Genomic DNA, 15,620 nt, shown 5'->3' on the forward strand with positions numbered 1-15,620 from the left:
GCAATTGTTCCGGCAAAATGCGCTGTATATCGTGCAATCGGACAATTTCAGATCGTTTGAGAAAGAAAGCGACCCTCCAGAGCCGCTAGTTTCAACCCATACAGGCGTCGTCCGCAGCGGCGGACGCTCAGGAGAGACGGCAATGGCAAATCGAGTTTATTCGTACAACGAAGCAGCCGAGCACGATCCGATCGTTCTGGCTGACGTCGACGAAGCCGCGGCGGTTTATCCGGATCACGACATCGTTACGCGCCATTTCGACAGGCCGTTGACGATCGGGGATTTCGTCAGCTCGATCGCGGACGGTGCGGATGGACATGGTGGATTGCCGACCTATCTGCGGATCACGCTGCAAGGCGACGCCGCTAAAATTCGCCGGCTGATGGTGGATGAGCCGCGCAAGGCTCGCACATCCAAGCGGGCGTCGCACTAAACCGTTTGCGGTCGAAGCGGTGGTTCTAACCGGGCATTTACCGCTTCGAGATTTCTCGCGCTCGAGCATTCGTCAATTTGATCTATTTCGTTGGCAAATATGCTGCGATGCCCGATGAAAGGGCTGCCAGGAACCCAACAGGTGGAGTGAGCCCCCATGTCTGATCTCGTCGTCATCGTCTATCCGTCCGAGGCAAAGGCCGAGGAAATGCGCACGAAGCTGTTCGATCTTCAAAAAGAGTATCTGATCGAGATCAAGGATGCCGTGATTGCGGTCAAGCACGACGACGGCAAAGTGAAGCTCAATCAGCTCATCAACACGACCGCGGCCGGTGCGCTTTCGGGCGGCTTCTGGGGCACGCTGGTCGGCATGATTTTCCTGATGCCGCTGCTTGGTGCTGCTGTGGGCGCGGCGTCCGGCGCGCTTGGCGGCGCGCTTTCCGATTACGGCATCAACGATGATTTCATGAAGGATCTCTCGGCAAGCCTGCAGCCTGGAAGCGCTGCGCTGTTCGTCGAGATCAAGAAGATGACGGAAGACAAGGTGTTCGAAGCGATCAAGGGCACCGGCGGCGTCGTACTCAAGACGTCTCTAGATCATACGAAGGAACAGGCCCTGCGCGACGCGATCGCGACGCATGCCCCAGCGATGGCTGCAGCGCAGCCTCCGGCAGCCTGACCGGCGGCAGGTACGGCCGCATTGCTGGCATCCTGGTTATTGATAGAAATTCATGATGCGCCGTCCGGATATCTTCGGGCGGCGTATTTGTTTACGCGAAGTGACTAAAGTCCCGCGAGGAGTCGGTAAACTTCCTAATTGAAGATGCTCCAGGGCGAGCTGACGTCCTCATCCTTGGGTTTGGCGCCTTTTCTATATTTCGACGCCGGCATTTTAACGGGCCGGCTATCCTCCACCACGCCATCGATGAGCGTCGGTTTGGTTGCGACCCTTTTATAGCGGGAGGGCGATTTGCGGCGCGGCGCTGCTGCCGAAGCGTTCGCATTTCCCGTTCCCGGTGCGGCTGCCATCGGCCACATGATCGAGCGGGCGACCATAGGGTTGGCTGCTTTTGCTGCGGCTTTGGCGGCCAGCGCCTTCTCGGCCGCGGCGTCATAGGAGGCGATTGTGTCGACCTGGCTCTTCGGCACGAGGTGGACGACCTTATACCCACGGTCGTGCAGTTCTTTCAGCAGGTCAGGAAGCTGTGCCGCCGTCCAGGGATGAATGTCGTGCATCAGGATGATGCCCTTCTTCTGCTTGGCGAGCTGCGAAAGAATATTCTGCTCGACGACCTTTGGGCTGCGTGTCCGATAGTCTTTGGAGTCGACGTCGATCCAAACCGCGCCGATGTTGCGCGATTTCAGATAGGCTTCCGTCTGTTTGGTGGCGTTGAGATAGGGAAAGCGAAAAAGCGGCGCGGCCGGGGTGCCGTTGGCTTTCGAGACGGTCGAGACCGCAGCTTCGATCTCCTGCTTCGCCTTTTCAAACGAGATGGCGCGGATATTCTTGTGAGACCACGTGTGCGTGCCGACGGTGTTGTCGCCCGCCGCGACTTCCTTCACCATATCGGGGTTGGCAAGCGCCATCTGACCGACCATGAAGAATGTCGCCTTCGTGCATTGATCGGCAAGCGCCTTGAGAATTGGTCCGGTGACAGACTTTAGCGGGCCGTCGTCGAATGTCAGGACGACTTCGCCATCGTTGAGAAATTGCTTGGCGCCGGATTTATCACCGCCGATGTCACCGCCACCCGCGGTGTCGATTTCAACGATACGCGACACGCCAAGCTTGGTGGTGTCGCCCGCACATGCGTCGGCCTTGACGGCGGCGCCGGGCTCGATTTCGGCCGACAGCTGATCGTGCGTGGCAAATGCCAACAGCGACGCAACAGCCAGGATATAGACGGAAACGTACCGCATCTCTCTCGCTTCGTTCAGGGAGCCGAAGCGGACTATTATGAGGGCGAATATGAATGATCAAGCAACGGCGATTATCCTCCGCCGATCCTCGGCGCGCTGTTACTGAAGTGCCGCTTTTAGCTGTATTTCTTACGTTTTTGTAAAGCCAAATATGAACGAATGCTGACGATCTGACCTTGCGGGCGCGATTTTGGGCTGACTGGCGATGCGCTGGAGCCCGCTGACAACCTCCGTGATTTGCGTCATAGAGCAGCCCTCTCAAGATCAGGAGGTGGAACGATCGATGGTCAGTGTCAGGCCTGTGGTTGCGAGCGACGAAGATGCGTGGCTCAAACTCTTTCGGGATTATATTGTTTTCTACAAAGCCAGCGTGCCGGACGAGATCATCGCACTGACGTGGCGCCGTCTTCTTAATCAGGAAGACAACATGATGGCGCTGGCTGCCGTCGACGATAGCGGAAACATGCTCGGAATCGCCACGCTGGTCTTCCACCGTTCGACGTGGGCGTCGAGCTGGTATTGTTATCTTGAAGACCTATTCGTCGCACCGGAGGCGCGTGGGCTGGGCGTCGGGCGGGCGCTTATTGAAGCCGTCTACGCGGAAGCGGATCGTCGCGGCGCTGGGCGGACCTATTGGGCGACGCAAGATCACAATGCGACGGCGCGCAAACTCTATGATCGCATCGGAACGCTCACGGAGTTCGTGCAGTATCGGCGATGAGCTGTCGATCGGCGCGTGTTCGCTCGCGCGCCGCTCTCCAAGCGGAGAGGAATCCGCGTGTCTAGACTAGACTGTTGATGTGATCGAAAAGCTCGACCGCTTGCGGATAGGCTCCGAGGATCTGGGACATTTCTCCGGAGAGCTCGCGCAAGCGGGTCTTTTGCGAGATCGTGGGCGTTCCGGCGCGCATCAGAAGTTCGAGTTCCGACAAGCGTTGCTCCAAATGCTGCGTGCCGGATTGGCGCGCATAGAAGCGATGCATTTCGACGATGGCCGGTAGCACGCCGCTATAATCGACAAAGCTTTCGGTCGGTGCCGGACTGGGTGAAGCGGCGCCATTCATCGCACCCGACAACGTCGGCTGCATGCGTTGCTGCGGATGCTGGCGTGATGGCGGCACGGTGTTTTCGGCCGGGTTTTGACGCGGCCTACCACCTGCCGTCTGAGGACTGCGATCGGACGCGCCGACATTGGCGGGGCGACCTGATGGGCCGGCATGTTGCGAGGTATGATCAGGCGCGGGGAGAGCTGCTGGCTGCATCGCGCCGCCGAGATTCTCGATGTGCCCACGATCGAAGTTGACGTTGAACGTCATCGACTCGTCGCCGCGATTGATCTTGTCGGTGAGAATCGTGCGGACCTCTTCGAGAATCGTTCGGTCCGGAGCGGAGAAACGAGACAACACGCCATCCGTCGAAGAGATCAGCAGGTAATGCGTCTTGTCGTCGGGGCGCAGCGCAAGCGCGGCAAAGACGACGGCCAGAAAGCCGAGCAAGACCGTGCCGCCATTAGGAGCCAGCGGCCCCCATGTGAAGTCCGGCCGCATGGAACCCAACGCCATCAGCACAAATAGAAGCGTCAACAGCCAATAGATTGCGGTCGGCCGGTGCGCGACATGCGTGCCCGTGCTGACCGTCGCGATATTGGCGATGGCGATCGTGCGCGTCGGCGTCGATAGCACGCGGCGGTCAATGCGCAGCGAACCGAAAGTTTTGGTCGCAGCCGCGCTCTCTCTGATACGTCCCGAAAATACCATCGAAAACCTGCTCATGGGACTACGTTAATAGTCCGAGCAGAAACATAGTCGATGCGGCAAGGAAACAGAAGCCTTGCACAGATGTCACACACGCGATCAGCCGGCAGGAACATCAAGTTTCCTGGTGAGATCTTCGAATTCTCTACGCAACTCATCGCTTTTGAAGATCTGCTCAAAGCTCGGTGCTTCGAGTTTCTGGATCGCTTCGAAGGATGTCGAGCTTTCGCGAATCAAATTGCGAAGCTGGACGCTGGCTTCGACAGTCTCGTAAGTGTTGTCTGCAATCTTCAGATCGTGAGTCGCTTTGAGACGGGCACCGGCGATCTGTTCGCGTTGCTGCTGGAGATAGCGGCGATACGCCTTTGCTGCTTCATCGGCGACTTGCTGGCTGTCGCGATTCGATTGCAGCGCGCGTGTCTGATCGGGCCGATTGTCGGCCTTGAGCAGTTCGGACGTGCGCTTACGGGCGGCGGCGATGTCGGCGATGATGGTGTCGAGTTTCGGCAGATATTGCGTATCGATCTTGGCGATGGTCGCATCCTGGGCCTGTACCAGCATCGCAAACAGCGCCGCATGCATCGCAAAGTAGCGGCGCGCAGCTTCCATGTTATCGCCCGTGGTGCCAATGAGCTTGGCAAGCTGGCCGTCAATCAGCTTGGCGGCATTGAACACGGCGACGAGCCGGACGAGATCGCCGGAGAGCACGCTATCGAGAAGCAGATCGACCTGTTCTTGCGACAGCTCCACGCCTGCTGATTTCAACGCGGCTGCGATTTCGGCCTTCACGCTTTTGATTTCGGTGCGGTTCGCCTCGATGCGCTTGTTGTTCTCGGTGATCTGATCCTGGAGCGACGAGACGGTATCGGTCAGGATGCCGGGGAAGTCCGCGTCTTTCGGCGCGAGGAGCTGCTTTTCCTTGAGCTTTACGTTCGCGTCTTCAAGCTCGCGAATGTTGTGGCGGAGAAGTTCGACCCGCTTCTGCATTTCAACGACCGGCGCGTTCGTTACGATGCCGAGGGCGGCATCGAGCAGGCCGCGGACCTTGGTGTTGCGGTCCTCGCGGGTTTCCTTCCAGAACGGCGGAATAATGTAGTCGTCGCGGCTCGGCAGCTTTTCGGCGCCTGCGCGCGTGTCGGCTGCGTCGCGCAAGACGTTGTCGATGGCGGCCATCAGCGATTTGGCCTGCTCGTATTGCGGATCGCCATCGCGCGGATCGGAGGCTGCGGCCTTGGCAGCTTCTTCGGCGGCGCTAGGCTTCGATGGCTTTTTTGTTGGATCGAGAGCGTTCGTGGCACCCTCGGCGGCGGTCTTGCCTTCGACGGATTTCAGCCAGTCGGCGATCGCGTCGCGTTTGGCCGCTTGCGCGTGGGCGCCGCTGGAAAATCCCAGCAGAACAACGAGTGCAAGATACCCGGCCGATTTCACAACGAAACTGGGCCTCCGCTCAACCGACATAGCGCCTCCGGCGCGACAATGGCGATGAAAAATCCGGCAAATCAATGGTGCTGGGCTGATGTGGTTGATGCAATCTATGCCGGCAGGAGGTTATCGCCGGGTTAGCGGGCAGCTGCGGCGCGGATCAGGCGGTAAAAGTCTTCGTCGATGCTGCGGGCGTCATCGAGGACGAGCATCTCGGCGAACGGCGGCGCGCTTTTGTTTATCGCCTCCGCCGGCTTGCTGCGATTGCCGCCGGCCGTTCCGAAATTAGCGTAAAGCCGTAACTTTCTCGGTGAAGGGTGGAGCGCAGCGTAGGGCTGCGGCGCGGACATCGTAACCAGCTGCCCGGAGGTTGCAAACACGGTCGCCGGTACGGCGCGCCCGACTTCGCGGAGAATGTGCTCAGCCAGCGGTCGCAGCCCTTTGGCTTCACGCAGCAGAGACTGAATGTCGGTTGCGGACGTCTTGGCCGGCGGTTGAATAGGCGGACGGAGCTTCGGCGCCCGCGGGGGCGGCTCGTCGGTCTGCACGGCGTGAAGATCGCCAGCGTAAATGAGGCGGCCGCCGTTATGATGGATGCGTTCAAGCCAGGACGCCCACGCGAACTGGAAGCCTTGCAGGCGCAGCCAGTCGATGATGTCGTTGCGCTCGGTGTGTCCGCTCTGGGCGATTGCGGTCATCCAGCCCGCGAGATCGCGGCCCGTGTCTTCGGCGAGATTGGCGACGAATTCGCGTTCTTTTTCGGCGTAAGCGGAACTCATGGCGATCTGATATCAGATCCAGCGGCGTGAGCGAGCCTTGTAAGCCAGATATTCATCGCCGAAGACCGCTTCCAGGTGCCGCTCCTCGGGAATGATCTGCAGAATTGTGACAAGAAGGCCAAAAAGCAATGCTGCCGCGACGAACCAGACCGACTTGGTGGTTTCCGCTCCATAGAGAAGAAGCATGACTTCGCCAAGGTAAATCGGGTTTCGGAAGCGGATGAACGGTCCTGACGTGACGAGCTTGGTCGACGCTTTGTGCGGCAGGTAGGTCGTCCGGTGCCAGGCAAGCGTCGCGAAGCCCGACACGATCAAGAGCAGGCCGAAGACGCCGAATGCGACGCCTACCCAATGGCCCGCCCTATCGTCAAGGCCCGGCCAGGGAACGGGGGCGAATACCGTCAGCAGCCAAGCCGCCGCAATGGCGAGTGCGAACAGTACCGGCGGCCAAGGGAACCGTGTCGCTGGCGTCGAGGGGAGGGAGTTGGGCGTCTCGTCGATCATTCGGGGAGATTATCGCCAAATGGCGAGGCGGTCAGCTCGGTCGATCAGTTCTTTGCCTTGGCTTTTTTCGGCGGCAGTATCGTTGGGGCCGGGACATCGTCGATGTCGCGTTTGTTAAGCTCGGCCTCGAGGTCGTAGCTCTTGCACCCCAGTGTCACCAGGCGCTGATTGTACTGGTGGAGCATGTTGAGCTCGGCCTGATATTCGCCGTTGGGATCGACACCGTGCGAGAGGTTGCCGAGTGTCGCCGAAAAGCCCGATTGAATGCCGCGTGCCAGCGCCGACGCTTGTTTGCGGTCGCTGAAGCCGCGCATTTCCATGATTTTTATCTGTATGCGGCCGGTTAGCTGCTTGCAGTTCAGCTTATCCTCGGGCGTGTCCGGCTTCTTCGTCTTGGCGTCGGCAGAGGACGGCGCAGCGACGGCCAGACCAATAAGGAGGGGGAGAACAAAAGATCGCATCGTGCCTCGCAGGGGTTCAATGTGAGAACCATATCATTTCCTGGGCAGCCTCAAGGCAAACTCCCGGTACCCCGGACGAACGGGCGGCATTGACGGCGGCCATGGCGTCGTGTTGCTTCGCGGGTCGGTGTTGGGGGCGCGGGTGCCTCCGTTGCGAGGCGGGGCGTTGCAATGCTGGATATTCGAAAATCGGTTGTGCTCATCGCCGCCGTTGTTGGTGGGCAAGCGGCTCTGGCCCAGGAGGATTTTCCGACGCATTTCGCCTGCGATTTCAACCAAGGTTATGCGTGGACGTATGAAGCCGGAAAATACAAAGCCGTTCCGCCCGCCGATCTCGCTTTCGAAGTCGCGCGTATCGACCTCGAACATCAGACGGCGTCGCTCATTCTTGGCGGTAAGCCCGCCAAAGACCTGAAAGTCGTGCGCGCGATCAACGCCAACCATTTCATCGAAGTCGTCAACGAGGGGTTTCTGAACCTCACGACGATCTACGATCTGGATCCGGCGACCGGCAAATATCCGGCCATACATTCACGGCATTTCGGGCTATTTGGGCAGCCTGTGTTTGCACAGTATGCAGGTGAATGCGTTCCTAAGCCCTGAGCCATGTGGACGGCTCAGTTGCTCTCGCCGTTCGGCTAAGGCAAAAGGCTCGCCATGACATTGAACCTCGTCAAGCTGTGTGTCGGCGTTTCGACGATCGAAGATCTTGCGGCCTGGCAGACCGAGCACCGGCGGCGCAAGAGCCAGGACGGCGTCGATTGTGCCTATCACCGGACATTCCAGACGCCGAAGAGGCAGGCCGAGCTGCTCGACGGTGGCTCGATCTATTGGGTTATCCGCGGCATCATCATGGTTCGCCAGAAGCTCGTCGGTTTCGAAGAAGGAACGAAGGAGGACGGATCGGCATGCTGTACCTTGATGCTGGACCGGACGCTCGTTCCGGTGCGACCAACGCCGCGGCGCGCGTTTCAAGGTTGGCGTTATCTTGATGCTGCCGATGCTCCGCCTGATCTTCGCAAAGGCAAGAAGGATCAGATTGCGGCGATGCCTGCCGAGATGCGCAAAAAGCTTGCCGATCTCGGATTGATTTGAACGCGGAACTTATTCGAGTGATCCATGTCCCGTCCTCCGTTTACGCCGACAATCGAAGCCTTGCCGAAGCTCGTGCCATTCGTCGGGCCGGAAGCGATGGAACGGGCTCGAGGGCGGCCGTTCAAGGCGCGCCTTGGCGCGAATGAGAGCATTTTCGGGCCGTCGCCAAAGGCCATTGCCGTCATGCGCGAGGCGGCGGCAGGCAACTGGATGTACGCCGATCCCGAGAACTACGAATTGCGTGCCGCCATTGCGGCGTATCACAGCGTCCCGATCGAGTGTGTCGTGGTCGGCGAGGGCATAGACGGGCTGCTTGGCCTGACATGTTCGCTGTTACTGACGCCCGGCAGCAATGTCGTTACGACTGATGGTGCGTATCCGACGTTCAACTTTCACGTCAAAGCACATGGCAGCAATGTGCACGCTCTTCCCATGCGCGATTTTCGCGAAGATGTTCCACGCCTGATCGAGACGGCGGCGGCGATCTCAGCGCCGTTAATCTATGTGTCCAACCCGAACAGTCCGATGGGGACATGGTGGACGGCGGATCAGATCGACGCGTTTATCACAGAGTTGCCGCCACGGACGTTGCTCGTTCTTGATGAAGCTTATTGCGATACCGCGCCGATCGGAACCGCACCGGCCATCGATGTCTCCAATCCGCAGGTCGTGCGGTATCGGACGTTTTCGAAGGCGTACGGGCTTGCAGGTGCGCGGATCGGGTATGCCCTCGGTGAGCGCAGCACTATCGAAGCGTTCGACAAAGTGCGCAATCACTACGGTATCAATCGCGTTGGCCAGCTTGGCGCGCGAGCCGCACTGCTCGATCAGGACTATCTCAGGACAGCAGTCTCGCAGATTGCTACGGCCCGCGAGAGGATCGCCGCGATCGCTATCGAAAATGGCTTGAGACCTCTGGCGTCGGCGGCGAGTTTCGTCGCCATCGACTGTGGCGGCGATGGCGCCTTTGCGACGCGCGTCTTGAACGGACTTCTGGAGCGGGACGTCTTCGTTCGTAAACCCGTCGCGAAGGGGCTCGATCCGTTCATCCGCGTTTCGTGCGGGCGAGACGAAGATCTCGATATTTTTGCAGGTGCAATCGCTGATGTCCTCGCGCGTGTGAACGCGTAGCGGCGAGCGCCGCCCTTAATCCTGGGGGACTGTGGATGACGGTGTCCGTTGTTTTGCGACCTGCGCTTCGATGCCAAATATTAAATTGGATATTGCGGCATCGAAGACATCGTCGTCTTTCAAACGCGCGAATATGGGCAGCAGTTTTTTCGTCAACGGCAAACCACTTTGCTCTTCGACTTCGCGCAATGCCTCGGCGCTAGGCTTTTGCAAAAGGCCTCCGATTTCGCCGGCGCAAATGCCGAGAATTGCGGCGTAGGTGGCGAAGCTTAGGGCCGGAATTTCTGCTTCAGGGACGCCGGCATCGAGGAGGGTCTGATAGCATTCCTCGGCCAATTGCAGATCGATCGGCCCACTGGTCCAAAATCTCAAAAGCAGGGGGAAGGCGTTCGGAAATTGTCTCGCGAGATTGCGATAGGCCTTTGCCGTTTCGATGAAGCGAATTTGCCAGGGGAGTTCTCGTTCCGGTGCCTCGACACTGCCTTGAAGACGGTCGGCGACGGCGCGTTCGAGACCTTCCTTGGAGCCAAAATGGTAGCTCAAAGTCGCGACGTCACAGCCGACGGCGCGCGCGGCACAGCGCAGGCTGAAGCCCTCAAGCCCGGTTCGCTCGATTTCCAAAAGCGCAGCCTGGACCAGATCGGCTGCGATCAGCCCCCTTTGCCCTCGTGTGTGAGGTGTTTTCATCAGTGTTGAAATTGTCCCTTGCAGGTGATCAAGTCAAGCGCTATTCCAACACTGTTGAAATGTGGGGATGGGCATGTCGGCCGTCACGGAACGCGAGTTTAGTTCGCGCGAAAGGATATTAAGCCTTGCTGCGATCATCTCTACGTCATTTGGCGTGGGGATCTCGTTTGGCGTCGGTTTTCCGCTAACGGCGCTGACGTTCGAACTTTGGGGCCAGCCGAACTGGCTGATCGGCTTGGCTGGTGCGGTGCCCGGTTTGGCGATCCTGTTGGTGCTGCCGATCGCGCCGCGGCTTATCACCAAGATCGGGCCAGTGAATGCGATCGCGAGCGGCTGCATCATCGGCGCGCTTGGCTTCCTAGCGCTGGGTCTGTTTCAATCGCCGTGGGCTTGGATAGCCACCCGGCTCATCATGAGTGCGGGCTTTGCCGTTCCGTGGCTCGCGGGCGAAACATGGATCAATTCTGTTTCGAAGGAGGAGACGCGAGGGCGCGTGATCGCGGTCTACGCCATCGGCTTCTTTTCCGGTTACGCGATCGGTCCGATCTTTCTGCAGGTGCTTGGTCTCGTCGGTCCGGGACCTTTCATCGCCGGAGCCGCGCTCACGATTTTATCGGGATTGCCGATCGTCTTCGGGCGAAAGCTCGCCCCGGATTTCATTCATGACGACGCGCATAATATCGTCACGGCATTCTGGTCGGCTCCGGGTGTCATGATCTCCGGATTCATCGGTGGTTTTTCGGAGGTGACCATCCTGTCGCTCATTCCGAACGTGGCCTTGGCGGCGGGCTGGAGCCAAGATGCGGCCCTTGCGCTGGTCACGGTTACGACTGTCGGCGGTGTGGCGTTGCAGTTTCCGCTCGGCTGGCTGTCAGACAAGACGTCTCGCTTTGCGCTGACGATTTCTTCCGTAGGCATCTTCATTCTGCTGGCGTTAGCGTTGCCGCTGGCCCTGCAAAACACGATTGCAGCCGTCGTGACGGCTTTTCTGATCGGAGGTGTCATCCTTGGCTTTTATGCGCTTGGACTGGCGACTATTGGCGAGCGAGACGGCGAGGGCGACCTTGCGGCCGTAAACGCTGCTTACATCGTCATGTACCAGTGCGGTTCTCTCGTTGGACCGATCTTTGCGGGCATCGCCATGACCGACCATCCCATCCAGGGATTCGTCGTGATCGTCATCGCGGTCATGGCGATCGCGGGCGCCTTGATGATAAGGGTGGAGTGCAAGGACCGGCGCAACCAGCGGCGATAGCCGTCTGCTGGCGTCCCGATCATGGTTAATTGTTTGTTTGCGTACTGACGCTAGTCTCGCTCAAGCTTCACAATCATGCGTTTTTAGCGAGATTGCCCATGTTCGTGCGATCCGTCCTGTCGTTCTTTTCCGTGCTTGCCTTCGGCGTGATGGCTGCGGCGGCCTTTTTTGCGTTGACTCCTTGGCTGTCGGCCCATGTTCCCGACAGCGTGCGTTCGCTGACCGAAGGTCTGCAATTTGGGTCTTTGGCCGTGGGGCTGGGTCTAGGCTTGACGCTCGGCGCCATCGGCCGCTTCAACTGGTCGGATATCCCGCGCCGGATCGTGACATGGTTTTTGATCCGCGAGCAGAAGTTCTTCTACTATGCGCTCATCGCGATCTGCGCTGGCGTTCTGGTTTTCTATTGAGTTCAAAATGCAAAGAGGCGGCCCGACAGACCGCCTCTCGAAGCATTGAAATGTGGCTCGATCCTCAGACCGAGTAGTACATGTCGAACTCGACCGGATGCGGCGTCATCTCGTAACGCATGTTCTCTTCCATGCGCAGCGCGATGTAGGCGTCGATCATGTCGTCGTTCATGACTCCGCCCGCTTTCAGGAAGTCGCGGTCCTTGTCGAGGCTGTCGAGCGCTTCGCGGAGCGAAGCCGATACCGTCGGGATCTTCGCCAGCTCAGCCGGCGGCAGATCGTAGAGGTTCTTGTCCATGGCGGGACCCGGATCGATCTTGTTCTGGATGCCGTCGAGGCCAGCCATCAACATCGCCGTGAATGCGAAGTAGGGGTTGGCGCCCGGATCCGGGAAGCGGATTTCGATGCGCTTGGCCTTGGGGCTTGAAACGTGCGGAATGCGGCACGAAGCCGAGCGGTTGCGCGCCGAATAGGCCAGCAACACAGGCGCCTCGAAGCCCGGCACCAAGCGCTTGTATGAGTTGGTCAGCGGATTGGTGAAAGCGTTGATCGCCTTCGCGTGCTTCAGGATGCCGCCGATGTAGTTGAGGCACATCTGCGAGAGGTCGGCGTACTTGTCGCCGGCGAACATCGGCTGGCCGCCCTTCCAGATCGACTGGTGAACGTGCATGCCCGAGCCGTTGTCGCCGAAGACCGGCTTCGGCATGAACGTCGCCGTTTTGCCGTAGGCCTGGGCCACGTTGTGCACGACGTACTTATAGATCTGCATGTGATCGGCCATCGTGATCATCGGGCCGAACTTCACGCCGAGCTCATGCTGGGCAGCAGCGACTTCGTGGTGGTGCTTTTCGACGGTGACGCCCATTTCCGAAAGGACTGAGAGCATCTCGGAGCGGATGTCTTGAGCGCTGTCGATCGGCGGGACCGGGAAATAGCCGCCCTTCACGCGCGGACGGTGGCCGAGGTTGCCGGATTCAACGATCGTACCGGTGTTCGAGGGCAGCTCGCTGGAGTCGATCTGATAGCCCATCGAATACATGTCAGTGGTGAAGCGGACGTCGTCGAAGATGAAGAATTCGGCTTCCGGTCCGAAATAGACTTTGTCGCCGATGCCGAGCGACATCATGTAGGCCTCGGCCTTCTTGGCGACCGAACGCGGGTCGCGCTCATAGGGTTGGCCGGTTGAGGGTTCGAGAACGTCGCAGAAGATCGCGACGGTCGTCTGGGCGAAGAACGGATCGACGTGAGCCGTTGCCGGATCCGGCATCAGCGTCATGTCGGAGGCTTCGATCGATTTCCACCCGGCGATCGAAGACCCGTCGAAGGCATAACCATCAGAGAAGACGCCTTCATCGACGCAGCTGACGTCGGCCGTGACGTGCTGCATCTTGCCCTTGGTGTCCGTGAATCGGAAATCCACGAACTTCGCTTCCTTGTCCTTGATGAATTTCAGGACGTCATTTGCATTTTTCATAGACACTCCCATGCCTAGGCATTCCGTTAAAGTTCACGCGTGCCAAATCGTTTAGCCGGTTGAGGCCGGTTCAAGCGTGACAGTCTTTTTTATAGTTCGTTTATCGATCAAATGGCATCGCGACCGGATTCGCCGGTCCGGATGCGAATAGCGTCTTCGATGGACGAGATAAAGATCTTGCCGTCACCGATCCGGCCGGTCTTCGCGGCCTTTTGAATGGACTCGATGGCCTTTTCCAGCATGTCGTCGCTCAAGACGACTTCGATCTTCACTTTCGGCAGGAAATCGACCACGTATTCCGCCCCTCGATACAGCTCGGTGTGACCCTTCTGCCGTCCGAAGCCCTTCGCCTCGATAACTGTGATGCCTTGCAAGCCGATTTCTTGTAGCGCTTCTTTTACTTCATCGAGCTTGAAGGGCTTTATAATCGCTTCAATCTTTTTCATTTTCGCCCCTTAGATCTTGGACAGCATGTCGGTCGTACCCCACGCCTGCCCAGCGGCCCGAAGGCTAGCAGAGGCCGTGCCACCTGCGACGTTCTCGAGAAACATTACATATGTCATTGGCTTAGCGTGTCGTGATGGCTTCTTAGATGGTCAGCCGCTGTTTAGTAAGCCTTAAATGCATGCTGGCTGCACATTTTTTATGCTGATTTTTCTCAACGACGGTGAGTGGCTTTTAGGCGCTGAATTTCCAGGCAGTCGCCGGAGGCGGAGCAACAGCAGGGGTTCAGGTAGCGGATATGAATGAATTGCTGACGACGTCGGAGGCGGGACAAGCCGACCGTCTGGCGGCCGAGGCCGGTGTCGCCACGATCAGCCTCATGGAGCGTGCTGGGCAGGCGGTGGCCGAGGCGGCGCTTGGCATGGTCTGGGGTCCGGACCGGCGCGTGGCGGTGCTTTGCGGCCCGGGAAACAATGGCGGTGACGGGTTCGTTGCAGCCCGGCACCTACGTGACAAGGGTTGGGACGTCCGGCTTTTTCTGCTCGGGGACAGAGATGCGCTCAAAGGTGACGCGGCCGAGATGGCTCGGCGTTGGCCGCTCGTCGTTCGCCCGGCAACCCCGGATGCCCTGCAAAGCATGCATCTGGTCATCGACGCCCTTTTTGGTGCGGGCCTGTCGAGGCCTCTTGAAGGGGAGGCGGCGGAACTCGTTCGCGCCGTCAACGCCAGCGGTCTGCCTGTCCTTTCCGTCGACGTGCCGAGCGGGCTCGATGGGACGAGCGGCGAGGTGCGCGGCGTTGCTGTTCAAGCGCGCCGGACGGTGACATTCTTCCGCAAGAAGCCGGGGCATGTGCTGATGCCAGGGCGGCAGCTCTGCGGTGAGGTTATCGTTGCGGATATAGGCATTCCGGAGCGCGTGCTCGAGACGTTGAAGCCGAAGCTGCACGAGAACGGCCTGCCGCTTTGGGTCGATCATTTCAACTGGCCGAAGGATGGCGGCCATAAGTACGACCGTGGACATGCGGTCGTCGTCTCGGGACCGGCATTGCAAACGGGGGCAGCGCGTCTTGGTGCGCGCGCGGCGCTGCGGGTCGGCGCTGGGCTCGTCACGCTCGTCGGCAACGCTGCTGCAACGGCAATCATCGCGACGCAGATCACCTCGATCATGGTGCGATCGGTTTCAGGCGCCACGGCGTTGTCGGAATTTCTTCGCGATACCCGTCGCAACGCGGTGTTGATCGGTCCAGGCGCGTCTGTTGGGCCAGAGACGGCAGATGACGTTTTGGCCGTGCTTCGATCATCGGCTTCAGTCGTGCTCGATGCGGACGCGCTGACCTCATTCTCGGATACAGGAGAAAAGCCGCGCAGCGAAGCCAGCATGGGATTTCTGGCACGGAACGGCGATAATCCGCATGGTCGCGAGACGCTATTTGCCGCCATCAAGAAACGGCCGGCACCCGTCGCGATGACGCCGCATGAGGGTGAATTCAAGCGTTTGTTCGGAGAGCTTCCGGGTTCGAAGATTGATCGCGCTCGCGAGGCGGCGAAGCTCTCAGGCGCGTTCGTCATTCTGAAAGGCGCCGATACCGTCATCGCCGCGCCGGACGGTCGCGCCGCCGTCAATTCCAATGCGCCGCCTTGGCTTGCCACGGCCGGGTCTGGTGACGTTCTCGGCGGCCTCGTGACGGGGCTTTTGGCCCAGCACATGCCGCCTTTCGAAGCCGCCTGTGCTGCCGTCTGGTTGCACGGAGAGGCAGCCAACGCGTTTGGCATGGGCTTGATCGCCGAGGACTTGCCTGACGTTCTGCCTAAGGTGCTGCAGCGATTGTTTACGGAGCGCGTCTGACCGGATCGG

The 15,620-nt window shown here is 59.4% G+C and carries 18 protein-coding genes; 9 read left to right on the forward strand and 9 right to left on the reverse strand.

The annotated features are described in order from the left end of the window. The first annotated feature begins 142 nt into the window (after positions 1 to 142). A complete protein-coding gene (locus tag HYPMC_RS05830) occupies positions 143 to 433 on the forward strand; it encodes a hypothetical protein (protein ID WP_013946913.1) in 291 nt (96 codons plus the stop codon). A gap of 156 nt (positions 434 to 589) precedes the next feature. Then, positions 590 to 1,111: a DUF1269 domain-containing protein gene (locus HYPMC_RS05835; protein WP_013946914.1), complete on the forward strand. Its 522-nt coding sequence runs from the start codon at positions 590 to 592 to the stop codon at positions 1,109 to 1,111. A 134-nt stretch (positions 1,112 to 1,245) separates the two neighbouring features. Here HYPMC_RS05835 and HYPMC_RS05840 read toward each other — a convergent pair whose 3' ends face one another. After that, complete coding sequence (locus HYPMC_RS05840) at positions 1,246 to 2,352, reverse strand: polysaccharide deacetylase family protein (protein WP_013946915.1); 1,107 nt, start codon at positions 2,350 to 2,352, stop codon at positions 1,246 to 1,248. Positions 2,353 to 2,635: 283 nt separating this feature from the next. On the opposite strand from HYPMC_RS05840, the gene HYPMC_RS05845 reads away from it, so the two are divergent. Continuing rightward, positions 2,636 to 3,073: a GNAT family N-acetyltransferase gene (locus tag HYPMC_RS05845; protein ID WP_013946916.1), complete on the forward strand. Its 438-nt coding sequence runs from the start codon at positions 2,636 to 2,638 to the stop codon at positions 3,071 to 3,073. A 61-nt stretch (positions 3,074 to 3,134) separates the two neighbouring features. Here HYPMC_RS05845 and HYPMC_RS05850 read toward each other — a convergent pair whose 3' ends face one another. The 5 genes from HYPMC_RS05850 to HYPMC_RS05870 form a co-directional block, all read right to left on the reverse strand. Continuing rightward, complete coding sequence (locus tag HYPMC_RS05850; protein WP_244420987.1) at positions 3,135 to 4,124, reverse strand: proline-rich domain-containing protein; 990 nt, start codon at positions 4,122 to 4,124, stop codon at positions 3,135 to 3,137. Between the two features lie 81 nt (positions 4,125 to 4,205). Continuing rightward, positions 4,206 to 5,564 (reverse strand): hypothetical protein, encoded by a 1,359-nt coding sequence (locus HYPMC_RS05855; protein ID WP_013946918.1) that lies wholly within the window; start codon positions 5,562 to 5,564, stop codon positions 4,206 to 4,208. A gap of 101 nt (positions 5,565 to 5,665) precedes the next feature. Continuing rightward, positions 5,666 to 6,307: a hypothetical protein gene (locus HYPMC_RS05860; protein ID WP_013946919.1), complete on the reverse strand. Its 642-nt coding sequence runs from the start codon at positions 6,305 to 6,307 to the stop codon at positions 5,666 to 5,668. A 12-nt stretch (positions 6,308 to 6,319) separates the two neighbouring features. Next, complete coding sequence (locus HYPMC_RS05865) at positions 6,320 to 6,811, reverse strand: isoprenylcysteine carboxylmethyltransferase family protein (RefSeq protein WP_013946920.1); 492 nt, start codon at positions 6,809 to 6,811, stop codon at positions 6,320 to 6,322. A gap of 44 nt (positions 6,812 to 6,855) precedes the next feature. Further along, the gene (locus tag HYPMC_RS05870; protein WP_013946921.1) at positions 6,856 to 7,272 is read right to left on the reverse strand and encodes a hypothetical protein; all 417 of its coding nucleotides are present in this window, start codon (positions 7,270 to 7,272) and stop codon (positions 6,856 to 6,858) included. A 171-nt stretch (positions 7,273 to 7,443) separates the two neighbouring features. Between HYPMC_RS05870 and HYPMC_RS05875 the strand changes: the two genes are divergently transcribed. From HYPMC_RS05875 to HYPMC_RS05885, 3 genes are read left to right on the forward strand one after another with little or no spacing between them, the layout of a single operon-like run. Next, positions 7,444 to 7,875 carry a hypothetical protein gene (locus HYPMC_RS05875; RefSeq protein ID WP_013946922.1) on the forward strand — a complete coding sequence of 144 codons (432 nt, stop codon included), beginning with the start codon at positions 7,444 to 7,446 and terminating at the stop codon, positions 7,873 to 7,875. Positions 7,876 to 7,929: 54 nt separating this feature from the next. Next, on the forward strand, positions 7,930 to 8,367 hold the full coding sequence (locus HYPMC_RS05880; protein WP_013946923.1) for a DUF1489 family protein: 438 nt from the start codon (positions 7,930 to 7,932) through the stop codon (positions 8,365 to 8,367). Between the two features lie 24 nt (positions 8,368 to 8,391). Further along, positions 8,392 to 9,498 carry a pyridoxal phosphate-dependent aminotransferase gene (locus HYPMC_RS05885; protein ID WP_013946924.1) on the forward strand — a complete coding sequence of 369 codons (1,107 nt, stop codon included), beginning with the start codon at positions 8,392 to 8,394 and terminating at the stop codon, positions 9,496 to 9,498. Positions 9,499 to 9,513: 15 nt separating this feature from the next. Here HYPMC_RS05885 and HYPMC_RS05890 read toward each other — a convergent pair whose 3' ends face one another. Then, positions 9,514 to 10,185, reverse strand: a complete 672-nt coding sequence (locus HYPMC_RS05890) for a TetR/AcrR family transcriptional regulator (RefSeq protein ID WP_013946925.1) — start codon at positions 10,183 to 10,185, stop codon at positions 9,514 to 9,516. A 73-nt stretch (positions 10,186 to 10,258) separates the two neighbouring features. Here HYPMC_RS05890 and HYPMC_RS05895 point away from each other — a divergent pair, with 73 nt between their 5' ends. After that, entirely contained in the window at positions 10,259 to 11,440 is a 1,182-nt protein-coding gene (locus HYPMC_RS05895; RefSeq protein ID WP_013946926.1) for an MFS transporter, read from the forward strand. Between the two features lie 98 nt (positions 11,441 to 11,538). Continuing rightward, positions 11,539 to 11,847 carry a hypothetical protein gene (locus HYPMC_RS05900; protein WP_013946927.1) on the forward strand — a complete coding sequence of 103 codons (309 nt, stop codon included), beginning with the start codon at positions 11,539 to 11,541 and terminating at the stop codon, positions 11,845 to 11,847. Between the two features lie 64 nt (positions 11,848 to 11,911). On the opposite strand, the gene glnA is transcribed toward HYPMC_RS05900, so the two are convergent. Continuing rightward, positions 11,912 to 13,321: a type I glutamate--ammonia ligase gene (glnA, locus tag HYPMC_RS05905; protein WP_013946928.1), complete on the reverse strand. Its 1,410-nt coding sequence runs from the start codon at positions 13,319 to 13,321 to the stop codon at positions 11,912 to 11,914. 107 nt (positions 13,322 to 13,428) lie between these two features. Next, positions 13,429 to 13,767 carry a P-II family nitrogen regulator gene (locus tag HYPMC_RS05910; protein ID WP_013946929.1) on the reverse strand — a complete coding sequence of 113 codons (339 nt, stop codon included), beginning with the start codon at positions 13,765 to 13,767 and terminating at the stop codon, positions 13,429 to 13,431. Between the two features lie 296 nt (positions 13,768 to 14,063). Between HYPMC_RS05910 and HYPMC_RS05915 the strand changes: the two genes are divergently transcribed. Next, positions 14,064 to 15,611 (forward strand): bifunctional ADP-dependent NAD(P)H-hydrate dehydratase/NAD(P)H-hydrate epimerase, encoded by a 1,548-nt coding sequence (locus tag HYPMC_RS05915; protein WP_013946931.1) that lies wholly within the window; start codon positions 14,064 to 14,066, stop codon positions 15,609 to 15,611. Positions 15,612 to 15,620: the final 9 nt, after the last annotated feature.

The organism is Hyphomicrobium sp. MC1, assembly GCF_000253295.1.
Lineage (GTDB): Bacteria > Pseudomonadota > Alphaproteobacteria > Rhizobiales > Hyphomicrobiaceae > Hyphomicrobium_B.